The sequence below is a fragment of the Bacillota bacterium genome (genome assembly GCA_013178415.1).
Lineage (GTDB): Bacteria > Bacillota > SHA-98 > Ch115 > Ch115 > Ch115.
Window position 1 is genome coordinate 41,390 of sequence record JABLXA010000009.1, and the last position, 22,698, is coordinate 64,087.

Sequence of the window (22,698 nt, forward strand, 5' to 3'; positions counted from 1 at the left end):
CCCCCTAAAAACTTCCCTTTGGGAAACCTGAAGGTTGGGGCGCTAATTCTTGTTTCATGAGCACCTCATTCAAGAATCTCATTCACCCGCTTCCATCGGAGAGATCAGGTGTCCCTGTCTTTCCATGAAAAGACCGGTCCTTTCGATCGAATAGCCGAGGGGCCTGAAAGGACCAGTAAATATGGCATCTAAGACTTCGTCAGGCCGCACGCTCCCCCGATTACCCGTAGTAACAAGCATCTTGATAGATGGACATTCATCCGTCAATGAAAAACTGAGGCCGATGATCCTGGGCCTTATGTTTATTTTCTCCTCTATTGTGTCTTTGGCGCGAGTGACGAAAAACTCCCTTTCGCTCATCATCGAGGAAATGCTCTTTTCCACAAATCCGGCAAGCCCCGGATATGCTTCCTCGGGCGCTACTATCTGCGCAGTGTACTTGGCCACGTCGATCACAGCAGAAAGGGGTTTCCAATGCCATGGAATGATCCGCGCATCCAATACGCGCATCCCGGATGGAAGAGATTCGTTCATTCTCCTGCGAAATTCCTCTTCGGCGATCGACTGGTCAAGCTCAAAGTCGGCAAATTCCGAGGTACTAGATATCCCGAGGCCGAGCGCCGGCCCAAGGGAGATCTTCTGATGTGGGTGAAATCCCCTGGTGAGGGCCACTGCTATACCAGCCCTCCTGGCGGCACGCCCGATAGTGCGCATAAAATCAAGATGAGAAGTGAACCTTGCGTCCCCCTGTTTCGCCATTCTGGCACGTATCCTCATGGACATCTATACCTTGCCCCCAGTATATAGCTTGGGACTTGTCCTGAGAGTTGGGCAAACATCGCAACCAGTACAACGATCATATCGGCAATCGTGAGTGATCTCACCGCGTAAAGCTCGTCCATACTCTTCCTTCAGATAATCTTTACTTACGCCAGCGCTTATATGATCCCAGGGAAGAACTTCATCTAGCCCAATTGCTCTCGTTGCATAAAAATCAATGGAGAGCCCCACATCATTGAAGGCTGACCGCCATCTGTCGAGGCTGAATTCCTCACCCCATGCATCGAGACGGCTCCCAAGCTCCCAGGCCCGCATCAAGGCCTTGGACACATTTCTATCTCCCCTTGAAATGGCCGCCTCCACAAGGCTCATTCCCGCGTCATGCCAATTAAGACTGATCCCCTTTCCAGTCAGGCGTCTCTTCAGAAATCCCTGTTTCCTGCGGAGTTCTTCGATCGGGACCTGACCGCACCATTGAAATGGAGTATGGGGCTTTGGAACAAATGACGCGACGCTTGCCGTGACCCTGGGAGATCTCCTGGCTTCACTGGATCCCTTTTTTCGAGAGTTCATTCCAAGCTCATGTACGGCCTTTGTCAGACGAACTATTCCTTCTAGGTCTTCATCTGTCTCCGTAGGAAGCCCGATCATAAAGTAGAGTTTTATGAGGTCCCAGCCCCCGTCGAAAGCCGCTCTGGCGGCCTCCATCAGGTCTTCTTCTTTAACGCCCTTATTTATAACATTTCGTAATCTCTGAGAACCTGCTTCAGGAGCAAAGGTAAGGCCTGTCTTCCTGCTTTTCTCTACTTCACGGGCCAGGTCAACGGAAAAAGAGTCTACACGAATAGATGGGAGAGAAATGGTTACCCCATGAGGGGTATACCGCTCTACAAGATCGTGCAGCACCTGGGCTGCACATGAATAATCCAGGATGCTGAGCGCAGATAATGAAATCTCATCATATCCCGTATTCCTGTAGATCCTGCCTGCCAGATCAACGATGCTCTCTGGAGAGCGTTCGCGAACAGGTCGATATATCATTCCGGCTTGGCAAAATCTGCATCCCCTTGTACACCCTCTAAAAGCTTCCAGCATGGCGCGATCGTGGACCACCTCCATGAATGGCACCACGAATTCATCTGGAAAGACGGCCTTATCAAGATCCTTCACAATCCTCTTTTTTACAACCTGGGGGATACCTGAAATCGTAGGCTCGACCCCTTTCAGCTCACCTCCATCATCATATACCGGTCTATAATAAGACGGCACGTAGACCCCATCAATCTGACTCATCCTGCGGATTTTCTCACGGCGGGGCGCCCCACCCCTTTTCAGCTCCTTATAGCAGTCCACAATTTCGCCGACAATTTCCTCCCCTTCCCCTATCACGAAAAGGTCGATAAAAGGCCAAAGCGGCTCAGGATTATAGGCTCCCGGACCACCTGCCAGGACCAATGGATCATCCTCGCCACGCGCCTCGGAAGTAAGAGGTATGCCAGCTAGATCAAGCATATTGAGGATAGCGGTGTAGCTCAACTCATACTGAAGGGTGAACCCCACAAGGTCGAAGGAACGGGCGGGAACCCGCGATTCAAGCGAGAAAAGCGGGATTCCATGCTCCCTCATGGCATCTTCCATATCCCGCCATGGCGCATACACCCTTTCCGCGCATGTATCACTCCGTTGATTCAAAATATAATAGAGTATTTTAAGCCCCAGGTGAGACATGCCTACATCATAGATATCCGGGAAGGCCAGGAGAAAAGTCACATCGCAATCTTCGTGCTTCTTCTTTATGACCCCCCACTCGTTTCCGATATAACGCCCTGGCTTGCTCACCTTCAGGAGCAAATCATCATTGAGAACCCTACTAATATCTTCGGCTGATAGAGAAGCCCCGTCTGCCACTGCATTGCCTGCTCCTTCTTAATGATATCTGCCTCTTATATTGATGTCGACGATTATATTGTATTATACCATAAAGGATATGGCCATAATGCCGCGGTGATATCTCTATAATAAACGATCGACAGAGATATCTACGCCATACCGTGTCGCCCCAGAGATTATCGCGTCTTCCGACAGGATCCCCTTTACGCCGCCCACCTCATCCAAAACGAATATAACATGATATTTGTGGGGTACGAAACGCCGGATTATAGCCATGAGATGCGTGGATCCCCGGACTGCCAGGGCCTCCACGCTCAACACGCGCTCCCTGTTCAGGGCTCCAATTTTCCTTACCAACTGCTTTGCCTGAGTGAATCCTGCTTGACGTCTCTCCTTTGTCACGGCACCGAGAAGAAAGATCGAAACTATTGGAGCGGTGACATTCAGCCATCCAAGAGCAAAGCCCACAATTGATAGAATAGCGAGCAGAATTGATAGAATAGACCCCACCCGGATCATGACAAAGGTGGCATCGCGTAAGCCCATATGAGGGACCAGCGCCGCCCGGAGAACCCGTCCCCCGTCCAATGGCAAAATAGGAAGGGCATTGAACGTAGCCAATGCTAGATTGGATTCTATCATGAAATCCCAGATACCTTCAAATACTTTAAAATTTGACGCGCACCATATTCCGCCAAGCACCAGAAGGAGATTGGCAACGGGGCCGGAGAGCGCGACCATTATCTCAGCTGCAGGGTCTATCTCTAGGGGATCCTGAAGGCGGGCAACCCCTCCAAATGGCAAGATCTCTATCTCATCAACCTTCATGCCATAACAAGAGGCGACGATAACGTGAGTTGCCTCATGTATCAGGACGATTCCAAAGATCAGGGCGATCTCCCACAGAAGCCCGGCCCATGCATAAACGATGAAAAGGACCAGGAAGAGGTTGTCAAAGGCTATGCGCACGCCTTGAATCTTTGCGAGCGTCATTGCCCAAATCACCCTTCCTGGTGCGGATCAAAAAAGCGCTAACATCTTTCGGCTGGAATGACTACCTCCTCTCGAACGAGGCTCTCTCAATGAACTCGAGAGGATTCACCGCCTTCCCATTGCGCCTGACTTCAAAATGCAAGTGTGGCCCAGTAGATAGGCCGCTGCTGCCAACCTCGGCGATTTTCTGTCCGGCAAACACTCGGGCCCCTCGCCTCACCATGAGCCTGGAACAATGGGCATATAGTGTCGCTATACCGTCATCGTGCTGGATCTCTACCAGGAGTCCATACGACCCTGCAAGCCCGGCCCTTGTTACACGTCCTGCAGAGGCCGCGACGACCGGAGTGCCGGGTTTCACGGCCACATCGATACCTTCATGAAACAAACGCTTCCTATATACTGGATGAATCCTCCATCCATATCCGTCAGTTATCTCACCCTGGACAGGCGCGATGAATTCTGCCCCACGTTCGCGGGCCTTGTCCCCCGCCTCCGGCGATTTCGGCGGAGTTACGCGAATCTGAGATTGCTTGGGCTCTTCATGTTCCTCTTGAATTGCATGCTCCGACTCTGGAGATCTAGCGGCAGCCTGTAGCTGTGGCACCTCGGCAGACTGTGCCTGGCTCATGGCCTGGCTCATGGCCTCAGTGGGCCGGTCAGCGACCAGCCCACCACGATCGGGAAGGCTATGCGAACGATCGATAGCACCCGGCGGCTTCTCTGGCACCGGCGATGCTTTTTCTATTGCCTTGCCTGCCAAATCTCCGGGGGCTTCATTCTGAGGAGGATTTGCCGCCGAATTGCCCCCGGGCATTATCCCTGCATCCGCTAAGTCCGGCCAAAGACTATCCAGCTCAGCAGCTAGATAACTCTGAATCCCTCTTATTGATTCCCTATAGTCTGGTTCAAAACTTAATATATGTGAGATTTGATCAAGCGCCATCTTGGCCCATGGCGCATTTATCTCGCTTATTGCCCCGACTACTACGAAAATACAAAGTGAAACAAGGGAGTTTCTGAGCAAAGTCTTCTTGGACACTTCTCTCCCCAACCCGAGAAATATGATTCAGGTTGCCTCCATATAGAGCATATTATGAGATTTAGTGGAATATGCCCAGCTGGTTCACCCTTAATCTCACTTCTGTCTTTATTTCGACATTTGGAAACTCCATTTTCCATTGTTCTGGATCAAATTCGTCGGGGAATTGCCTTCTGACGTCCTCGCCCAGGCCCAGTGCATCGACACGGAGGTCCTTCTGAAGCTTTCTGACAAGGCCATTTACTGTGCTTGACATGGTTTGTCTACATTTTTCCACGATCTGGGCATGGGTCTTATCCTTACCAGGAAGCAAATGTATGTCCTGCGCCTCCAAAACATTGCCTGTCGCGGACAGGTGAAGGGCGATCACATATCCCGTTTTGCCCCGCCTGACACTCCGGTATGATTTCAAATCGAGAATCTGGACAACCACCTTTTTGTCATGCTCTATGGGAACACTTATCACAATATTTGCTCCCCGGCGGTTGCCCATGAGCCATCCAAAGGCGGTGGCGTCCTTGCCCTCGAGCCATCCAACCAGCCGTCCATCCTTGAAGACGCCGAACCCCGAGATCTCGAGCCGATCTTGTTCTTCCTTGGAGACGCCTTTCTGTCCGCCCCCGGCTGTGTCCTTGCCCTTTCCTTCGCCGCCCTTTTCCGGCTTTGCCCGGATGGCCCTGATCCGGGGGAGGAAGAGCTGCCTTGATGGGGTATTGAGAAGCATATATGTCCTCCAGAGTTCCACTCTGAGAGACCTAGGCGTATCCAGACCATCTTTGTAAAAATAGCGTTCCAAGTAAATGACCTGAAAAAGCTCAGCAGGAGGGCTTGCCTCGATGGCATCAGCTGCATCTCCCTCTGATACCAAAACGGCAGCGGTACCATCCATAGCCGGGTGCCGGAAGAGCCCATCCAGCTTATCATCAATTCCTTTCCTGGCTAGTGATTCCCCAATTATCACTGACCTCAAGTGTCCCAGGTCGATAATCCTGTCAGTCTTCTCCCCCAGCAGCCCCAGGGTATCAGCGAAGGTCTCCGCCGAGGCGCTTATGATCTGCACCGCCGGACCCGCAGGCCCGCCCCCACCCCCGGCTCCTCCGCCAGCTACCCCTCTCGGGATCGGGATTACTGCTTTCAACTTGAACTTTCCGCCTTTGTCCATATCGACCGCAAGGGCCGAAATGAACGCTCTATGATCCACCTCCGCGATGTCCCAACATCCGGATGAAAAGAGAGCTACACCCGCCAGAAAGATGAACATCACAATTAGACGCATGCGATAAGAAGTTGAAGCAAGATTCATTTATCCTCCAACCTTGCCTTTATTCTTGGCTTTGACGCTGCCCCCGCGAAGATGCGCCGCCAATAGCGTGATCAGGGGCAAGACTATAGTCGTGATCCATCCGAGGGCCACATAAATATCGTCAAACGTATGAAATTCCATATAACTCCTTGGAAACATACTCATAAAGGTCCATGGCAGCAGTAAGGCGAACATCATGTGACGATGGTGCTTCAGGCCAGCAAGCTCCGCCATAGCGACGCTGCTGAGGTAGAGAAATACTGTGGTACTCACTGTAGCCATTATGTGCCATGCCACTGTTGCAAAATAGAGGAGTTTCTCCACGGGAAAACCACTGAACCTGGTGATTCTGATAACGATCCAAAAAGGCCATAGGATCAGTTTGGCCACAGGCATTCCAAATACCATGACCGGATAGGCGAATGTCGGTGCAAAGAAAGCCGCGGCAGCCACCGTCGCCCAAAATGCTATGATGCCCCCCCTATGAGGGTTCGCCATATAAGGTTGGATCATATATAAAAGGGCAAACCCCCTGAACATATAGGCAGCGAACCAAAACTTCAAGGTCACATACTGACGCGCCGGAAATTTAAACACAGGCAGGAGATTGCGGAATTCAGCATGCTGTAATGGGGCAGTCAGCATGAACACAAGGAGAGGAATGAGAACCAGTGTCACAGCCTCCGTGAATCTAGAAAGCCTCTCGAGCCCGCCCCAGGCCAGGTAGGCCACGCTCAAAGCGCCGCCCAAAAAGATGGCAAGCACCGGGGTTTCGTAAAGGAGCGCGAGTCTCACGGCCCGGGCCATCAGGAAACTGTCATGTGCTCCGGCCACAAGGTACCAGATGGCAAGCAAAAGAGTGAAGATAAATCCCAGAACTCCGCCCATGGAACTCCGCGAGTAGCGAGCATATGTTTCCCCGGGAAATCGTCTGGCCAGCAGCGATGAGATCAATATCCCCGCAGTGGCCACAATGAGCCCCACGAGTATGAGCTGCCACCCGCCATATTCCAAGATCCAGTATGCCTTTGAAGGCTGTGTGAAGACGGGAGTAGAGATTGTCGTAATGAACACCAGGAGGAAAACCTGCCAATCAGAGACCTTGCCCTTATGCATTTCCCGGCCCCTTCCTGCGCGATGGGAGCCTTAGGGGTTTCCGGGTCCTGCGCCTTTTCCCGGGAGAGCCGGTGGAGGAACCCGGCGGCATGCGCTGATCATCGGAATGACCGGCCCCAGGCTGATCCCCTGGCCCACGCTTTTCGCTTTCATCCTGAAAGGTCCGGGGGCGCCTATCAAGCCTCCACCACGGGGCTCTCCACAACATATCCTTCGCCAGGTCCCCTCCCCTGACCGGAGCCACCGGGCTCAGATATGGTATGCCAAAGGAATCCTGCATTACAAGATAGGCCAGCAGGATTATGAATCCAAGGGTGACCCCGTAAAGGCCGAAGAACGCTGCCAGGAAGGAAAGTATGAATTTGGACATCCGCCACGCAAGGGCAAGCTCGTAGTTTGGCATGGTAAATATACCGATGGCTGTAGCTGCCACGACTATTATCATTATGTTGCTTATGATTCTTGCCTGAGCTGCCGCGGTCCCTATAATCAGCCCACCTACTACCGTGGCGGATGCCCCTATATATGTCGGCAGCCTGCTGGAAGCCTCGCTCAACAGCTCCATAGCCAGGTCCATGAGAAAAACCTCCACGATGGCCGGATACGGGATACCCTCCCTTGATGCGGCTATGGCCAAAGCCATGCCAAGAGGGATTATATCTGGGTTCACTGCCGCCAGAGCGACATAAAGCGATGGCAAGAATAGCCCGAGCGCCAAGCCGACGGTTCTTATGAGCCGAATGAAAGTCGCGGAAATCCATCTATGATAATAGTCGTCTGATGCTTGCATGAGGGTTGGTAACACTGCCGGGACAAGCAGCACAAACGGTGTATTGTCAGTTAGAACCGCTATCTGCCCCTGCAGGATCCCACCGGCTACCCTATCAGGCCTTTCAGTAGAAAGCCCCTTTGGAAAAGGCGATAGTGCAGGCTGAGACAATAGTTCCTCCAATGCCCCGCTTCCCAGGATCCGATCGGCCTTTATCGCTTTGATGCGCCCCTCGAGATTTGCAACCACATCCGCGTCAGCAACACCAGCGAGATACGCTATTGAAACATGGGTCTGGTTCCGGGTACCTACCTTGAATGCCTTTATGATCAAGTCCGGGTCATTTATCCGCCTTCTCAATATGGCCGTATTTGTCCTGATATTCTCCGTGAAACTATCGCGAGGGCCTCGGACAGCTGGCTCAGATATGGGTTGCTGGACAGATCTCTGGGGCCATCCCTTGGTATTTATCATGAGGACCTTATCATGGCCCTCAAAAAACATTGCGGTGTTGCCGGAGAGAATATCAGAAAGGACATCGGCCACCTTATCCAGGGTCATGACCTCAGTCACCTGAAGTATATAATCTAAGACCACCTCAGGGACATCCTCAGGCCTCGCCTTCACCAAATCGTTTCTGGCTCTGTACATCAAAGACTCCAGGATATCCCGGTCGACCTGCACTTTATCTATCATGCCGTCGACCAGAACGGCAGCAGCCCGGAGATCTTTCCTACCAGCGACGTTGAATTCACGGATCAAAACATCACTACTGCGGCCGATGGTCTTTTTGATTAATTCAAGGTTTTCACCGAGCTTGGTTGAAAATCTCTCGGGGAATTCAGCCGGGGTCTGATCAAAACCCAATCCCAATCCATCCTTTTTTAGCGCAATGCTAGATTCCCTGCTGCGCGGCCCCCTTTCTCCCAATAAAAAAGAGGACCGGCAGTATATATACTTGCCGACCCTCCGCCATCCCTATTCAGCGGTCTTTTCCCGTTAGATGTGTTCGAAGCGCTCCACGGAAAGAACGAAGATTATTGCGCCGCCCGTCTCTACATTTATCGGCATGGTAGGAGCGATGAACTGACCCTGTTCAGGGGTAAACTGTGGCGCGACACGAGTTCTTCTGGGACAGGTCTCCCTGATCAAATCAATTACCTCATCGACCTTGCCATCCCCTGTCCCAATAAACAGTGTGGTATTGCCTTCCCTCAGAAAGCCTCCCGTGGAGGCGAGTTTTGTGGCGCCAATCCGCCGTTCCGCCAGAGAATCCAACAGGACGATACTATCGTTATCCTTCACAATGGCGATTATGAGTTTCACCTGCGTACCACCTCCCGTATCTTTATTTTAGGTCCCCTCAGGACGCGCCGTCCAAACTCGTGTAATGTCTTTTTGCCCGGGAGCTTGGTTTCCATGATTCTCCACAGCAAGACCATCGACATGAACCGGATGGCTGTGCATGTGTGAAACGTAGCATAAAGCCCGAACCTTTCATACCACATATTTCCGATAAAGGGAGCGATGAACGCGGCCCCGTTGAGCATGGCGTTGAATACCCCCGTCGCATTAGCTCTTTCTTCAGCCTTCGCATATGCCAGGAGCAGGTTAAATACCGCAAGGTTCAACCCGCCTGTGAAAGCGCCTGCAGCCGCCTGAAGCAGCATAAGATAGAGATAATTAGGATAAATCACATAAAGAGATGTGAAGGCCGTAAGACCTCCCATGCAAATGAGCAGGACCCATCTTTCACCTTTGACATTGGATAGTCTACCCCAATAGGGATACGAAAGAACCATCACAAAGCCACTCACAACCCCAAGCATGCCGATTATCTTGTTGGGTAGATGAAGCACATTTACGTGATAGATCGGCCACATCGCGGCAGTAAACCCAAAGCCACTCCAAAGCGCCGTGCAGCTCAAAGCAAAATACTTAAACTTCGCTCCAAATTCCGGATCGCCGGTCAGCGCCCGCACCCTATCCCGGAAGGTGCGAGTAAATCCCTTATTTGCCACATTTCCAAGATCAATTGTCTCTTTCAGGTATTTCAGGCCCACGAGGCTTATGACAAAGGCAAAACAAAACAGTAGTACATAGTTATATGGGAAACAGATCAGATCAAGCTCGTAACCCGCTATGAACGTGGCAATGATCCCCGCAAATCCGACAAAGACATTCCTTTTGGCAAAAAGCTCGCTCCTCTGCCGCTCAGGGAATAGATATCCCATCATGTCCGTCCAGGCCAGCCCACATAACGCCGCAGGAATGGCTGAGAGGCTGAACAATAGCACAAATGCTTCTCCCTTGAATGCTGGCAAAAAGATGATGGTGACAAATGCCAGGTAGAAAAATCTATGAATCGTTGCCCAATGGAACACAAATGGCAATTTGCGTCTGTGCCGCTCAACATATGGAGGACCCACAATAAACGTGACAACGTTCGCAAGCGCTGGAAGGGCGCTCAGCATACTGATCAGCAGGCTGCCGGCCCCCAGCGCGATGGCAAATACTGAGATAAAAGGATTTACAAGGCCAAAGGCAAAGTTGGTAGCCATGCCTTCGCCTGTGGTGGCGCGTAAATTCCACCTTACAACGCCAGGGGAGTGCTGTCCGCCCTTTCCTGACGACTCTCGATTACCGCATGCTGGTGATTGTTGGCCGCCCATATTCGCCTCAAAGTCCATTTACCCGGCATCAAAACACTATCCTGACATTGTCAAATGACGAATCCCAGCCAAAACCGGCGCTCTCCAGGCGAATGAACTTGAGACGAGCAGGACGCGGATTCAGAATGCTGAGATTGTACCTCCAAGTCGTCCAAGTATTGAGCTCCTGAAATTCAGCATAGGAGTTCAACCCTCCCTGAGTTGGGAGGTGATAATAATAGGCCCTCGCGAAAACGTGTTCCTTCCCGAGGCGATCGAGGTAGCCCAGCACCACCCTGGCTGGATAGATTTCCTTGTCTGTGTAAATATGCCTGGTGTAGTCCCCGAGCTTCACGTCCAATGACAGAAAGACAAGGCCATACGAAGGCACATCCATGTCAAGGGCCTGTTCCACCCAGGCAGCAGCGAGAGATGGATGAGGCACGCGCGAGATCGTCAAGGCGAGCCCCTTATCACCTTGGACAATACTGAACTTTGGTTCAGGAGCGCCGGGATCACTTGTCGAACCAGCCTTCCACGAGCCAAGGAGACTCCGATTTTCAAAATCCCCATTTACCGGGACATCCCCACGTGCCGCTGGCTTTGACTGGGTGGTGAAAGTCCAGGCATAATCCGAGACCATCTCTTCCCCGTCCTTATCCCGGACACCTCTCTTTAACATGATAGTGTAAGTGGTACCATACTGTAGGGGCTTTGCCGGTATCAGCACCACCACTGAATCATTGTTCAGAAACTGCCAGCTGTCGGGGTAGATGAGGTTCAGAGAAGGAACAACCGTTACCGACTGGACGACAGTTGAACGATCCACAGGTTCGCTGAACATGATATGGATTCCGCTGTCAACAGGCACATATTTCATGTCCTGTGAAGGATAGACCTGCACCACCCGGGGAGGGCCGGCCTTAGGTGTAGCGCCTTCAGAGCATGCAACCTGGGAATTAAGGGACAAATTGGCTACGAAGATTCCCATAACTACCGTCAAGATGACCATTAAAGATAATCTCTGTCGATTTTTCATTTTCGAACCCCCCGCGCTACTGCAGGCATAGAGCCTGTTTTCCCGCCCCACACCCCACACAGCAAAGTGAAGACAGAACCCGCCTAATAGATCTTTCGCCTAAGATCTACATTTTCCTGCATAGAATCTTTGCCATACATCCCGCGCCAGACCTCCATCAAAGGTCAAGACCCTTTCGGCCTCATCTATTGGTACGAATTTCGCGACGGAAAAACCTTCATTGCTATTGAACCGTGGACCCTCATCGTCAAGGGGGGTCATAATGAACCAATGAACCTCCTTTGATACCCAGCTACCATCAGATTCCGAGATAAAGGAGTATTTGGTGATGCCAGCGGGCCCCATGATCTCGCACTTGACCCCAGCCTCTTCCTCCACTTCTCGCAACGCAGCCATTTCGAGGCTTTCGCCCTCTTCCACATGCCCCTTTGGCAAGACCCATTCATTTCTGTGGTTCTTCAAGATAAGGACCTCATTGCCGCGAAGCACTACTCCCCCTGCGCTGATTTCATGTCGCCGCGGTGATGGGCCGAGTCTGCGGACTGCTAACAGAACCGGTTCCCCATTCAGATTCCATTCCCTTGTCAGGATTCCGTCTGGGCTTACCCCCTGTCCGTCAGAAGACTTTGAATGAACTGGATATATCCCTGCATACTCCAGAAACTCTGATAAAGTCTCGCCCATTATATAATCCCTGTATGCATCCACCGACTCCCGGACCAGGTCGCTTGACCAATATTGCACAGCGATCCGGTCTTCGATATTGAAATCAGCTTCCTTGCGCATAGCCTGGATCTTATTGATCATTTCTCTGGCAAGGCCCTCCTTCAGAAGCTCCGGAGAAATCCTGGTGTCCAGGATGACAGCGATGCCGCCTTCCTCTACCGATACATAGCCCTCTTTCTCCTTCGTTGATATGACAAGGTCATCCTGCATAAGCTGCACCCTTTCTCCACCCTGGAGGTCAACATTCACTATCCCTTTTGTCTTGAGTTCCTGCACCAGGGATGCCCCGGGGATCTCCCTCAAGGCAGCCTGCACGCGGGGCATCAGCTTTCCAAGCCGTGGACCGAGGACATCAAATCTAGGTTTGACTTCAAATGATACAAATGCCGAAATGTCATCCGCAAACTCCAGTGCCTTGACATTGAGCTCGCCGAGGATGATGTCTCTGGTCCTCTCGATCTTGGCAATATTTTCGCCTTTAGCGACCACGGTGAGGCATGCAAGAGGTTGCCGGTTCTTGATATTCACCTTACTCCTCGCTGCACGGCCAAGGTAGACCACCTTGCGGGCGAGCTCCATCTCCTCCTCTAGCTCATCCGAGATCAATGCCCCATCTGCCTCCGGATAGTCACATAGGTGGACGCTCTCAGGAGTTCCGGGCTGCGGGTGGGAGAGAACCAGGTTTTGATAGATCTCCTCGCTGATGAAAGGGACAAAAGGTGCCGCAAGCTTGCATAAAGCTGTCAAGGACTCATACAGCGTAAGGTATGCGGCAGCCTTGTCAGTGGTCATCTCAGGCCCCCAATACCGCTGCCTGGATCTCCTCACATACCAATTGCTGAGATCATCCAAGAAGGCCTCTATCTTTCTCGCTGCGAAAGATACATCATACTCGTCCATTCCCTCTTGGACCTCGAGGATGGTCCTATTGAGCCTGGAGAGGATCCACCTATCCATGATACTCCTTTCCCCGGCAGGGATATTATGGGCTCTCGGATCGAAACCGTCGATATTGGCATAGAGAACAAAGAAGGAATATACATTCCACAAGGTCCCCAAGAATCTTCTCGAAGCCTCGCCGATGGCCTCTGGATAAAAACGAGTCGGTGTCCATGGGGCATTCACAGTATAAAGATACCATCTCATCGCATCTGCCCCATATTGATTGAAGATGCTCCAGGTATCTACCACATTTCCCTTATGTTTACTCATCTTCAGGCCTTCCTTATCCAGGATATGGCCCAGGACCACCACATTTTTGTAGGGAGCCTGCCCGAAAAGGAGCGTAGAATTCACAAGTAATGTATAAAACCAACCCCGTGTCTGATCAATGGCCTCTGTTATGAAATCAGCGGGAAACCTATCCTTGAAGGTCTCTTGTCTCTCAAAGGGATAATGCCACTGGGCGTAAGGCATCGACCCGGAGTCGAACCAGGCGTCGATGACTTCTTTCACACGATGAGCATCTCCACCACATTCAGGACACCTTAATACGACCTGATCTATATATGGCCGGTGGAGCTCAAGATGGTCGGGAAGAGATTTTGCCATGCGCTTCAATTCATCTATGCTCCCCACGCAATGTTGATGGCCGCAGCTATTGCAAATCCAGATATTCAAGGGCGTACCCCAGTAACGCTCACGGCTCACAGCCCAGTCCACCACATTTTCCAGAAAATTCCCCATACGACCATCCTTGATATAATCCGGTTGCCAGTTGATGGATCTATTGTTCTTTATCAATTCATCCTTGACAGCTGTTGTCTTTATGAACCAGGAAGACCTGGCATAATAAAGGAGTGGCGTATCGCAGCGCCAGCAGAACGGATAGGTATGGAGATAATCTTCAACCCTGTAAAGCGTGCCGTCTTTCTTCATCTGCTGGATGATGAGGGGGTCTGCCTCTTTCACGAACATCCCTTTCCACGGGGTTACCTCGCTTGTGAATTTCCCCTCCACATCCACCAGCTGAACCACTGGGAGATCATATTCCAAAGCCATTTTCATGTCATCTTCACCAAAGGCAGGAGCAATATGCACGATCCCGGTGCCTTCCTCCAGTGTCACAAAATCGCCGGTGACCACATAGTAGGCTTTCTTGTCAGGCTTCGCGAACGGGAAGAGCGGCTCATATCGCATGCCCTGCAAAGACCGGCCCGGGAACTCATCGAGGATCTCATAATCATCTTTCAACGCTGAATCAAGGAGGGCTTTTGCCAGAATAAACCTCTCTCCGGTGCCCTTGAGCTTGACCTCCGCATAGTCAAATTGCCTGGATACAGCAAGGGCTACATTTGATGGCAATGTCCAGGGAGTGGTGGTCCATACGAGAAAATACGTGTCTTCCTTCCCTTCCACCCGGAATTTCACATATACTGAAGGGTCGGTGACATCCTCATATCCTTGCGCCACTTCATGGCTTGAGAGAGCAGTGCCACATCTGGGACAATATGGGACCACCTTATAGCCCTGGTAGAGAAGCCCTTTTTCCCAGATCTGCCTCAATGCCCACCATACGGATTCAATATAGTCATCAGTATAAGTAACATAAGCGTTGTCCAGATCGATCCAAAACCCGAGCCTCTCCGTCATCTTTTCCCATTCGCGCTTGTATTTGAATACACTCTCCTTGCATTTCTCAACGAAACGACCAACGCCATACTTCTCTATGTCTGGCTTGCCGCTTATCCCTAATTCCCTCTCTACCTCCAGCTCCACAGGCAATCCGTGGGTATCCCATCCGCCCTTTCTCTCCACATAAAAGCCCTTCATGACTTTATATCTGAGAAAGACATCCTTGATGGCCCGTGTGAGAGCATGGCCGGGATGCGGCATGCCATTAGCGGTGGGAGGGCCTTCAAAAAACACGAAACGCCCCCGGTCGCACCTGAGCTTCATACTCTTTTCAAATATTCCATTCTCTTTCCAAAAGGCCCCTATACGTTCCTCCATATCTGGAAAACTCACATCTGAAGGAATCTTCCTGAACAACCCTGTTTCCTCCTGTCTATAAGAAAACTCTCGTCCGTCGGGACGAGAGTTTTTCATCGCGGCGCCATTCAGTTCCCCGCAGAATCTGCAAAGCCCGCACCACACGTCCGCCTACTGAGACCTCACACAATGACTGCAGCTATCTCGTACCTCGCGACCTGCACGTAGAATTATCAGACAATTCCAGCCATAATATTGGATTATACAGTAAGTCTAACACAGGGTAATTCTGGAGTCAACTCTTCTTGGTTGAGCCAAATCGCGGAATGATCCTTTTGATAAAAGGAGTCTTTTGCGGCGCGGCCTCTGTCTTTTGCACAAGTGATGGTCCGAGTGAAGCGCCGCATTTCTTGCACGTCTCAGCCGAACTCAAGTTATAGGCACCGCAATCCGGGCATTTGATAGCCATGGTTGCACCTCCTCGCACCGTTTATTTTAATGGGCCCAGAATGGGAACAGATATCTGGAATCCCCATTTATAGCAATTCGTCATAACATTACAAAATTCCTTCGTATTCTAAAAGGTCTCAATCCACGTCCAAATATTCCCTCACAAGCAGTATATGAGTCATTTGCAGATTTAGCTCGCAATAGAAGGATTTCACTATTATTCATAGAACTATGTATACTACCCAAATCGAAAAGGAGGCGGTACTGTGGAATTGCAGGACATAAAAGGCGTTTTGCTCTTTACTATGGTCCCGTCACCTGAGGGTGAGGCAGGACGTGAAGCCAGCCTCGGCAATGAACCGTGCATCCCTAAAGAGGCGCTCATTGCGAAGGTCCATGAAGTCATCAGCCCTCAATATATCAAAAATATTGTCATCTCCCGTAATGAGACTGAGCCCGCAAGCTTTTCCGTCGCGGTTGTAATATAGATTGCAACATAGTGGATGTATACACTCAGGATCCTATAAGGTCCACTTGGATCATTGTTATGACTTTGACATTTTCGTCTCCATTATTGCCGGCCTCCGTCAACACCTCTGATCCCTGTAGCCTCACTACCCTGCCATTCAGGAAATGAAAAGTTCCCTGGTTCATGTAGGTCGATGTGGCGCCGTTATGCCTTCCTGTCCTGGAGACAGTATAATCTACCACGAACTGGAGCCCGCCCGACGTCTCACTCACACTTCGCAATGTGTATTTTCGTCTCTCGGCGAGGAATCTACCATCGGCGGCGCCCAGCAATTTGTCGTTTATTTCCCAGCCATCGCCCGGCGAAACTGGCCTTTCCGGAAGCATCACGCTAAAAAGCCAGATAGACTCTACTATCCTCTTGTCCCAAGGTCTCAAGCCTTCTGCCGATAAAATCCGGCCATTACGTGTCATGGTTATGGTATAACGAGTCCGGCCCAGGCTGCTTGCCTCACCGCCCTCTTTGACATGCGTGCCTGAACATGAAATAACCTGCTTTATCTGGTTATTAGACGCGGAAACGACCTCCACGGTCATTTCCTCCCGATAAAGATTCGCAGTCCTCTCTGAACCCCGATATACCGTCTCGCTGATCAGCACCGAATATCTCAGGATTTCCTGGGGCTTGAGTTTGAATTCAACAACCGTCCCTTGTGCATTCCCCGTCTCCCGGCAAGATGCCAAAACCCCAACGATCAGCAACGCCATAACCATTGCAGCCTTGAGAGGAGATGAGTTCCGCGTAAAGAAAACACGCAAAACCCGCATTGATTTACCTCCCGCAAAACCGATACTGCGAGGATACCGGCCTCTGCCAGAAGCTCTCTTTCCTATGCTAGCCCACGAAACTCCGCCATCTGACAGGCATAACCGGGCTGAGGGAATCTCAGGCCCGGTAGACACAAATCAGCTGTACATTATATTCGAGAGCCAGCGGCAAATTCCTGCTACCATGATTTCCCAAGAAATCCTTCTTTATGAAAACTACTTAGGAAAACGCCCCCTGGCCACATATTTCGTATGCAGGAGCTCATGGGCTTTATGGCTCAACGGGCTGCCCAGAAATTCTTCATAGAGGGCCTTGACAGCAGGATTGAGATGAGACTTTCTCAGCTTCATGCCCCGGTCTTCTCGGTAGATAGCCTCTATCCGTTTCGCCCTAATTTCGTCATCCGTTGGTATTGGCTGGCCTCCTCCGCCTATGCACCCTCCCGGGCAGCACATTATCTCGATGAAGTGATAATCAGCTGTACCGTCTTGAACCTTGTCCAGCAATTTACGCGCATTGCCGAGCCCGTGCGCCACCGCTACCTTGACTTTCATGCCATCCAGGGGCACGATCGCTTCCTTTACGCCGGTAAGGCCTCGGATCTCCTGGAATTCCAGATTGTCAAGTTCCCTATCTGTTACTACTTCATATACTGTCCTTAGAGCCGCTTCCATAACCCCACCTGTGGCCCCAAAGATGACTCCTGCTCCTGTGGATATCCCCAGAGGATCATCATAACCTTCTTCAGGGAGATTTTCAAGTTTCAATCCCGCGCTTCGGAGCATCCTCCCTAACTCCCGTGAGGTCAGAACCGCGTCAACGTCGACATGACCACTCGATGTCATCTCCGGCCTCTTTGCCTCAAATTTCTTGGCAGTGCAAGGCATTATGGATGTCACGAAGATATCCTTCGGGTCTATGCCAGCCTTCTGAGCATAATATGTCTTTGCTAGCGCGCCAAACATCTGCTGCGGAGACTTGCACGTCGAGAGATTGGGCAGAAGATCTGGATAGAAGTGCTCAATGAATTTTATCCAGCCAGGACTGCATGATGTAATCAGCGGAAGGGGACCTCTATTCTTGAGTCTTTCCAGAAATTCATGGCCCTCCTCCATGATGGTAAGGTCCGCGGTAAAATCAGTGTCAAAGACCTTGTCAAACCCGAGGCGGCGTAGTGCCGCAACTAATTTCCCGGTGACCAAAGAACCTGGGGGCAAGCCTACCTCTTCCCCAACTGTAGCCCTCACCGCCGGGGCAGTCTGGACCACCACGTGCTTATTGGGATCCGCCAGCGCCTCATAGACCTCATTTGTTGAGTCTCGCTCGGTAAGCGCGCCGGTCGGGCAAACAAGAGTACACTGACCACATTGGGCGCAAGCCACTTGCCCTAGACTGTCGCCGAAGGCTGGGGCGATCATCGTTTCAAATCCTCGCTCGTTGGGCGCAATTGCAAAGACGGTTTGCACCTGAGAACATACACTCATGCACCTGCGGCACAAAATGCATTTATTGGGATTCCTGACAATGGCGGGAGAGGAGGTATCTTTGGGAAATTCAATTCTCTCCCCTTCGTATTCAACTTCCCTGATTCCGAGACGCTCAGCAAGCTCCTGCAGCTCGCAATTCCGATTGCGTTCACAGGTAAGACATTCGAGGGGATGGTTGGATATTATGAGCTCAAGGACTGTCCTCCTGGCCTCCCTCACCGCCGGGGTGTTGGTTCTTACCACCATTCCCTCGGCGACAGGGGTAACGCAAGATGCCTGAAGAGACTTGGCTCCCTCTATCTCAACCACGCAAATTCTACATGCCCCCACGACATTTATGTCTTTAAGATAGCACAGGCTGGGAACATCGATCCCCGAGGCCCTGGCAGCCTCGAGCACAGAGGTTCCGCGGGGCACCGAAACCCTTTGACCATCTATGGTTAACGTGACCATATCCATATCGTTCCCTCCATCTTCAAACCAATCACTCTAAGGTGTCTGATTCAACGTTAGAGGCCTGACGCCAGTGGCATAGCGCCGCTGGCGGATTTTCATAACTCAGTCCTTTATATCACAGCGCAGGCACCGCATTGCTTCCTGGAGCGCGGCAGCCTCTGTAAAACCAAGCTCTACTTCCCTGAAACCTGGGTACCTGGCGCTGATATCCAGACTTTCGACCTTCTGCCTTGGCATCTCCGTCTCGATTATCTCACCGGCGAGCTCTCGTCCAAGATCGGGATGAGTCTCGATCACTCCATCACCGCCGAGATATTTGTCTATCTCCATGGCCGCGCATCTACCCTGGCCAATAGCGCCTATAACTGTATCCGGGCCCGTGACGCAATCACCGCCGGCAAATATCCCATCCGCTCCGGTGGCAAATGTCTTTGGATCTGCAAGGATTGTCGACCACCTTGTGGTCTCTATGCCGCTATCCCGGGGCACAAAGGAGATATCTGGTTGTTGACTGATGGCTGGGATGATAAGATCCACATCGATGATGAACTCGGAGCCGACCACCGGCGTGGGACGCCTACGGCCAGTGCGATCGAATTCGCCCAGCACCATCCTGATACATTCCATATTGGTCACCTTGCCAGCCTTCCCCAAAATCCTTGATGGGGCCGTAAGGAAATGTATCCTTATGCCTTCCTTTTCAGCTTCCATGACCTCGTAGGGTTCCGCCGGCATCTCCTCACGCGTCCTCCTGTAGAGGATATGCACTTCTTTGGCGCCCAACCTGAGAGCGGTCCTAGCCGCATCGATGGCGGCATTCCCGCCGCCGATGACAGCGACCCGGCGAGGGACTCCGGTCCGCTGGCCAAGGTTGACCTCGCGGAGGAAATCTATGGCATTCACAACACCTTCGAGGTCTTCGCCAGGCGCACCCAGCTTCTGCCCGAGATGAGCCCCTATTGCGATGAATATGGCCTTGAACCCTTGTTTCTTCAAGTCCTCCAGTGAGATATCTTTCCCGATCCGGGTATTCAGTCTGATATCCACGCCAAGGGCCTTTATAGTCTCTATTTCCGCCTCGAGCACCCTTTTAGGCAGCCTATATTCTGGAATACCCACGGCCAGCATTCCGCCCGCCACTGGCAGGGCATCGAAGACTACAACCTTGTGTCCCAGTCTTGCCAGATAATAGGCAGCAGATAGGCCGCATGGCCCGGCTCCGATTATGGCTACATTACTTGCCGCTGGGTTGTTCCGCTTGACGGGTGGCGCCATGGGAGGTCTTTTCATCTCATAATCAGCGGCAAACCGCTTCAGGGCGCAAATAGCCACCGGCTCGTCGATTTGGGCGCGCCGGCACTTTAGCTCACAAGGATGCGTGCAGACTCTCCCGCATATGGATGGGAATGGGTTCTTATCCCTGATCACGGTAACAGCGTCAGAATACCTTTTTTGCCTGATAAGACTGATGTATCTGGGTACATCCACACTCGCAGGGCACGCATTTTGACATGGAGATTCAAATAGGCTTGCGCACACTGAAGCCGGACACTTATGATCCCGTATGTGGGCATCATATTCCTCTCTGAAATAGCGAATCGTGGTCAGCACGGGGTTAGGAGCAGTTTGTCCGAGGCCACATAAGGCAGTCTCCTTGATCCATTGTCCGAGTTTGATGAGACGCTCCACATCGCCTTCTCGTCCCTGGCCCCTGGTGATCCTGGTCAGGATCTCCAGCATCCTCTTGGTTCCAATTCTACAAGGAGCGCATTTGCCGCATGATTCATCCTGGGTAAATTCAAGGAAGAATCGTGCCAGGTCCACCATGCAAGTATCTTCATCCATGACTATGAGCCCACCGGACCCCATGATGGTTCCGAGTTCCTTCAAGGAATCATAGTCAACCGGCGTGTTCAAATACTCTTTGGGGATGCACCCCCCTGACGGTCCTCCCGTCTGGGCGGCTTTGAACTTCTTGCCTCCTGGTATTCCGCCGCCGATGTCATAGATGATCTCACCCAGGGTAGTTCCCATTGGAACCTCAACTAAACCTGTATTCCTGATCTTCCCTGCCAGGGCAAATACCTTGGTTCCTTTGCTCCTTTCCGTCCCGATGGATGCAAACCATTCCGCGCCGTTCAAGATAATGGGGGGGATATTCGCGTAAGTCTCGACATTGTTGATCAAGGTGGGGCAGCCCCAGAGACCCTCATTGGCTGGGAAAGGTGGCCTTGGACGCGGTTCGCCGCGCCTTCCCTCGATGGAAGCCAAAAGCGCCGTCTCCTCCCCGCAGACGAAGGCCCCTGCGCCTACTCTTATTTCTATATCGAAATCGAACCCTGTCCCAAAGATATCATTGCCAAGGAGACCCTGCTCTCGGGCTTGCCCAATTGCGTGGGTGAGATGTTTTATCGCCAGGGGATATTCGGCCCGGACATATATATAGCCTTGATGCGCCCCGATGGCGTAACCTGCGATAGCCATGGCCTCCAGCACTGAATGCGGGTCTCCTTCAAGGACACTCCGATCCATAAAGGCACCGGGATCTCCTTCATCTGCATTGCACACCACATATTTCGGGTTCCCCTTAGCTTTGGCGCAAAACTCCCATTTCAGCCCCGTGGGGAAGCCACCTCCCCCTCTTCCGCGCAGCCCTGACCTTTTGACTGTATCAATGACCTCTTCCGGTGTCATTTTGGTAAGCACCTTGCCAAGCGCAGAATATCCATCAGAGGCAATGTATTCTTCTATGACGAGCGGATTTATTCGCCCCGTATTCCTGAGGGCCACGCGAGTCTGACGGTTGAAGAATCCCATCTCCTGGAAAGTAGGCACTGCGGCGCCGGTGACCGGCTCGGTATATAACAGGTCTCGTACTATGCGGCCCTTGAGGAGATGTTCCTCAGCGATCCTATCGGCGTCCGCAGGCTTGAGACGCTGGTACAGTACACCCTCGGGATATATAATCATCATAGGTCCCAGGTCGCAGGGCCCCATGCATCCTGTGACCACCACTTTTACTTCCTGTTGGAGTCCCAGGCGCTCCACGGCATCCAGGAGCGCAGTTTTTACCCCTTCACAGCCGGATGATAGGCACCCGGCCCCACCACATACCAGAACATGTGATCGAAAAAGATCCATACTAGAGCCTCCCTCCATCCTCTGCCAAACGATCCCACCTGAGAAAGATTTCCGGCACTATATTGCCATTGACAATATGCTGGACAACAATCCGTCTCGCATCTTCCGGAGATACTAGAGGGTACCTTGTCACAGGCATACCGGGACGGTTCACCACTACTATGGGCTCGGCGTTGCAGCACCCCATACATCCCGATCTTCTGATGACCACATCGTGAATATGTCGAACTGCCAGTTCATCCATGATGGCATCAAATGCCTTATCTGCCGATGCCATGAGCCCGCACACCCCGAGTCCTACTGTTACCTCGGTACCCGCCCTGCCGCCTATGGGACTGGAACGATTGAGCCTGGCCTTCAGCTCCCTGAGATCCGCGACACTCCGTAACACCCGCCCCATCTTGCGAGAACTGGCCAGCCGGAGTTCCGGTCCATGAGCCCTCTTCCAACGAGAAGCAGCATCTGGCATCTTTCATTCCTCCTACCCCGAGAATAGAGGCGCCTACCCCGAGGGTTTTCATCCGTCTGATGGTGCTGCCTTAGCAGCATGAGGGTCTGCCTCAGAAATTTCACCAAGATCCCGAGCATCTTACCAGGTCATCTATATCTCTCCATGATCCCATATTC

The 22,698-nt window shown here is 51.9% G+C and carries 16 protein-coding genes and 1 pseudogene; 1 reads left to right on the forward strand and 16 read right to left on the reverse strand.

The window, feature by feature from the left end; all coding sequences use genetic code 11:
• Positions 1 to 78 precede the first annotated feature (78 nt).
• The 12 genes and pseudogenes from HPY52_09215 to HPY52_09270 form a co-directional block, all read right to left on the reverse strand.
• On the reverse strand, positions 79 to 783 hold the full coding sequence (locus tag HPY52_09215) for a DUF2344 domain-containing protein (protein ID NPV80441.1): 705 nt from the start codon (positions 781 to 783) through the stop codon (positions 79 to 81).
• On the reverse strand, positions 784 to 2,655 hold the full coding sequence (locus HPY52_09220) for a TIGR03960 family B12-binding radical SAM protein (GenBank protein NPV80442.1): 1,872 nt from the start codon (positions 2,653 to 2,655) through the stop codon (positions 784 to 786). It lies immediately after the preceding gene.
• Between the two features lie 138 nt (positions 2,656 to 2,793).
• The gene (locus HPY52_09225; protein ID NPV80443.1) at positions 2,794 to 3,663 is read right to left on the reverse strand and encodes a hypothetical protein; all 870 of its coding nucleotides are present in this window, start codon (positions 3,661 to 3,663) and stop codon (positions 2,794 to 2,796) included.
• Between the two features lie 61 nt (positions 3,664 to 3,724).
• Positions 3,725 to 4,705 carry a M23 family metallopeptidase gene (locus HPY52_09230; protein NPV80444.1) on the reverse strand — a complete coding sequence of 327 codons (981 nt, stop codon included), beginning with the start codon at positions 4,703 to 4,705 and terminating at the stop codon, positions 3,725 to 3,727.
• Positions 4,706 to 4,766: 61 nt separating this feature from the next.
• Complete coding sequence (locus HPY52_09235) at positions 4,767 to 6,008, reverse strand: Ger(x)C family spore germination protein (protein ID NPV80445.1); 1,242 nt, start codon at positions 6,006 to 6,008, stop codon at positions 4,767 to 4,769.
• The gene (locus tag HPY52_09240; GenBank protein ID NPV80446.1) at positions 6,009 to 7,124 is read right to left on the reverse strand and encodes a GerAB/ArcD/ProY family transporter; all 1,116 of its coding nucleotides are present in this window, start codon (positions 7,122 to 7,124) and stop codon (positions 6,009 to 6,011) included.
• The gene (locus tag HPY52_09245; protein NPV80447.1) at positions 7,117 to 8,760 is read right to left on the reverse strand and encodes a spore germination protein; all 1,644 of its coding nucleotides are present in this window, start codon (positions 8,758 to 8,760) and stop codon (positions 7,117 to 7,119) included. The genes HPY52_09240 and HPY52_09245 overlap by 8 nt, the downstream gene beginning before the upstream one ends.
• Before the next feature lie 132 nt (positions 8,761 to 8,892).
• Positions 8,893 to 9,219, reverse strand: a complete 327-nt coding sequence (locus HPY52_09250) for a hypothetical protein (protein NPV80448.1) — start codon at positions 9,217 to 9,219, stop codon at positions 8,893 to 8,895.
• Positions 9,216 to 10,583, reverse strand: a complete 1,368-nt coding sequence (locus tag HPY52_09255; GenBank protein NPV80449.1) for an MFS transporter — start codon at positions 10,581 to 10,583, stop codon at positions 9,216 to 9,218. Before HPY52_09255 ends, HPY52_09250 begins: the two co-directional genes overlap by 4 nt.
• A gap of 10 nt (positions 10,584 to 10,593) precedes the next feature.
• Entirely contained in the window at positions 10,594 to 11,583 is a 990-nt protein-coding gene (locus tag HPY52_09260; protein ID NPV80450.1) for an Ig-like domain-containing protein, read from the reverse strand.
• Between the two features lie 534 nt (positions 11,584 to 12,117).
• A pseudogene (locus HPY52_09265) lies at positions 12,118 to 15,300 on the reverse strand (isoleucine--tRNA ligase).
• Between the two features lie 235 nt (positions 15,301 to 15,535).
• Positions 15,536 to 15,709 carry a hypothetical protein gene (locus HPY52_09270; protein NPV80451.1) on the reverse strand — a complete coding sequence of 58 codons (174 nt, stop codon included), beginning with the start codon at positions 15,707 to 15,709 and terminating at the stop codon, positions 15,536 to 15,538.
• A 247-nt stretch (positions 15,710 to 15,956) separates the two neighbouring features.
• On the opposite strand from HPY52_09270, the gene HPY52_09275 reads away from it, so the two are divergent.
• On the forward strand, positions 15,957 to 16,178 hold the full coding sequence (locus tag HPY52_09275; GenBank protein NPV80452.1) for a hypothetical protein: 222 nt from the start codon (positions 15,957 to 15,959) through the stop codon (positions 16,176 to 16,178).
• A 25-nt stretch (positions 16,179 to 16,203) separates the two neighbouring features.
• On the opposite strand, the gene HPY52_09280 is transcribed toward HPY52_09275, so the two are convergent.
• The 4 genes from HPY52_09280 to HPY52_09295 form a co-directional block, all read right to left on the reverse strand.
• Positions 16,204 to 16,986: a hypothetical protein gene (locus HPY52_09280; protein NPV80453.1), complete on the reverse strand. Its 783-nt coding sequence runs from the start codon at positions 16,984 to 16,986 to the stop codon at positions 16,204 to 16,206.
• Positions 16,987 to 17,202: 216 nt separating this feature from the next.
• Entirely contained in the window at positions 17,203 to 18,933 is a 1,731-nt protein-coding gene (locus tag HPY52_09285; protein NPV80454.1) for a 2Fe-2S iron-sulfur cluster binding domain-containing protein, read from the reverse strand.
• 99 nt (positions 18,934 to 19,032) lie between these two features.
• A complete protein-coding gene (nuoF, locus tag HPY52_09290) occupies positions 19,033 to 22,089 on the reverse strand; it encodes an NADH-quinone oxidoreductase subunit NuoF (GenBank protein NPV80455.1) in 3,057 nt (1,018 codons plus the stop codon).
• Positions 22,073 to 22,540 carry a (2Fe-2S) ferredoxin domain-containing protein gene (locus HPY52_09295; protein ID NPV80456.1) on the reverse strand — a complete coding sequence of 156 codons (468 nt, stop codon included), beginning with the start codon at positions 22,538 to 22,540 and terminating at the stop codon, positions 22,073 to 22,075. The genes nuoF and HPY52_09295 overlap by 17 nt, the downstream gene beginning before the upstream one ends.
• Positions 22,541 to 22,698: the final 158 nt, after the last annotated feature.

Bases quoted from the DNA above. Each gene is read 5' to 3' on its own strand.
- HPY52_09285 (NPV80454.1), bottom strand. From the start codon at position 18,933: ATGGATATGGTCACGTTAACCATAGATGGTCAAAGGGTTTCGGTGCCC.
- HPY52_09255 (NPV80449.1), bottom strand. From the start codon at position 10,583: ATGGACTTTGAGGCGAATATGGGCGGCCAACAATCACCAGCATGCGGT.
- HPY52_09295 (NPV80456.1), bottom strand. From the start codon at position 22,540: ATGCCAGATGCTGCTTCTCGTTGGAAGAGGGCTCATGGACCGGAACTC.
- HPY52_09235 (NPV80445.1), bottom strand. From the start codon at position 6,008: ATGAATCTTGCTTCAACTTCTTATCGCATGCGTCTAATTGTGATGTTC.
- HPY52_09240 (NPV80446.1), bottom strand. From the start codon at position 7,124: ATGCATAAGGGCAAGGTCTCTGATTGGCAGGTTTTCCTCCTGGTGTTC.
- HPY52_09215 (NPV80441.1), bottom strand. From the start codon at position 783: ATGTCCATGAGGATACGTGCCAGAATGGCGAAACAGGGGGACGCAAGG.
- nuoF (NPV80455.1), bottom strand. From the start codon at position 22,089: ATGGAGGGAGGCTCTAGTATGGATCTTTTTCGATCACATGTTCTGGTA.
- HPY52_09260 (NPV80450.1), bottom strand. From the start codon at position 11,583: ATGAAAAATCGACAGAGATTATCTTTAATGGTCATCTTGACGGTAGTT.
- HPY52_09270 (NPV80451.1), bottom strand. From the start codon at position 15,709: ATGGCTATCAAATGCCCGGATTGCGGTGCCTATAACTTGAGTTCGGCT.
- HPY52_09280 (NPV80453.1), bottom strand. From the start codon at position 16,986: ATGCGGGTTTTGCGTGTTTTCTTTACGCGGAACTCATCTCCTCTCAAG.
- HPY52_09225 (NPV80443.1), bottom strand. From the start codon at position 3,663: ATGACGCTCGCAAAGATTCAAGGCGTGCGCATAGCCTTTGACAACCTC.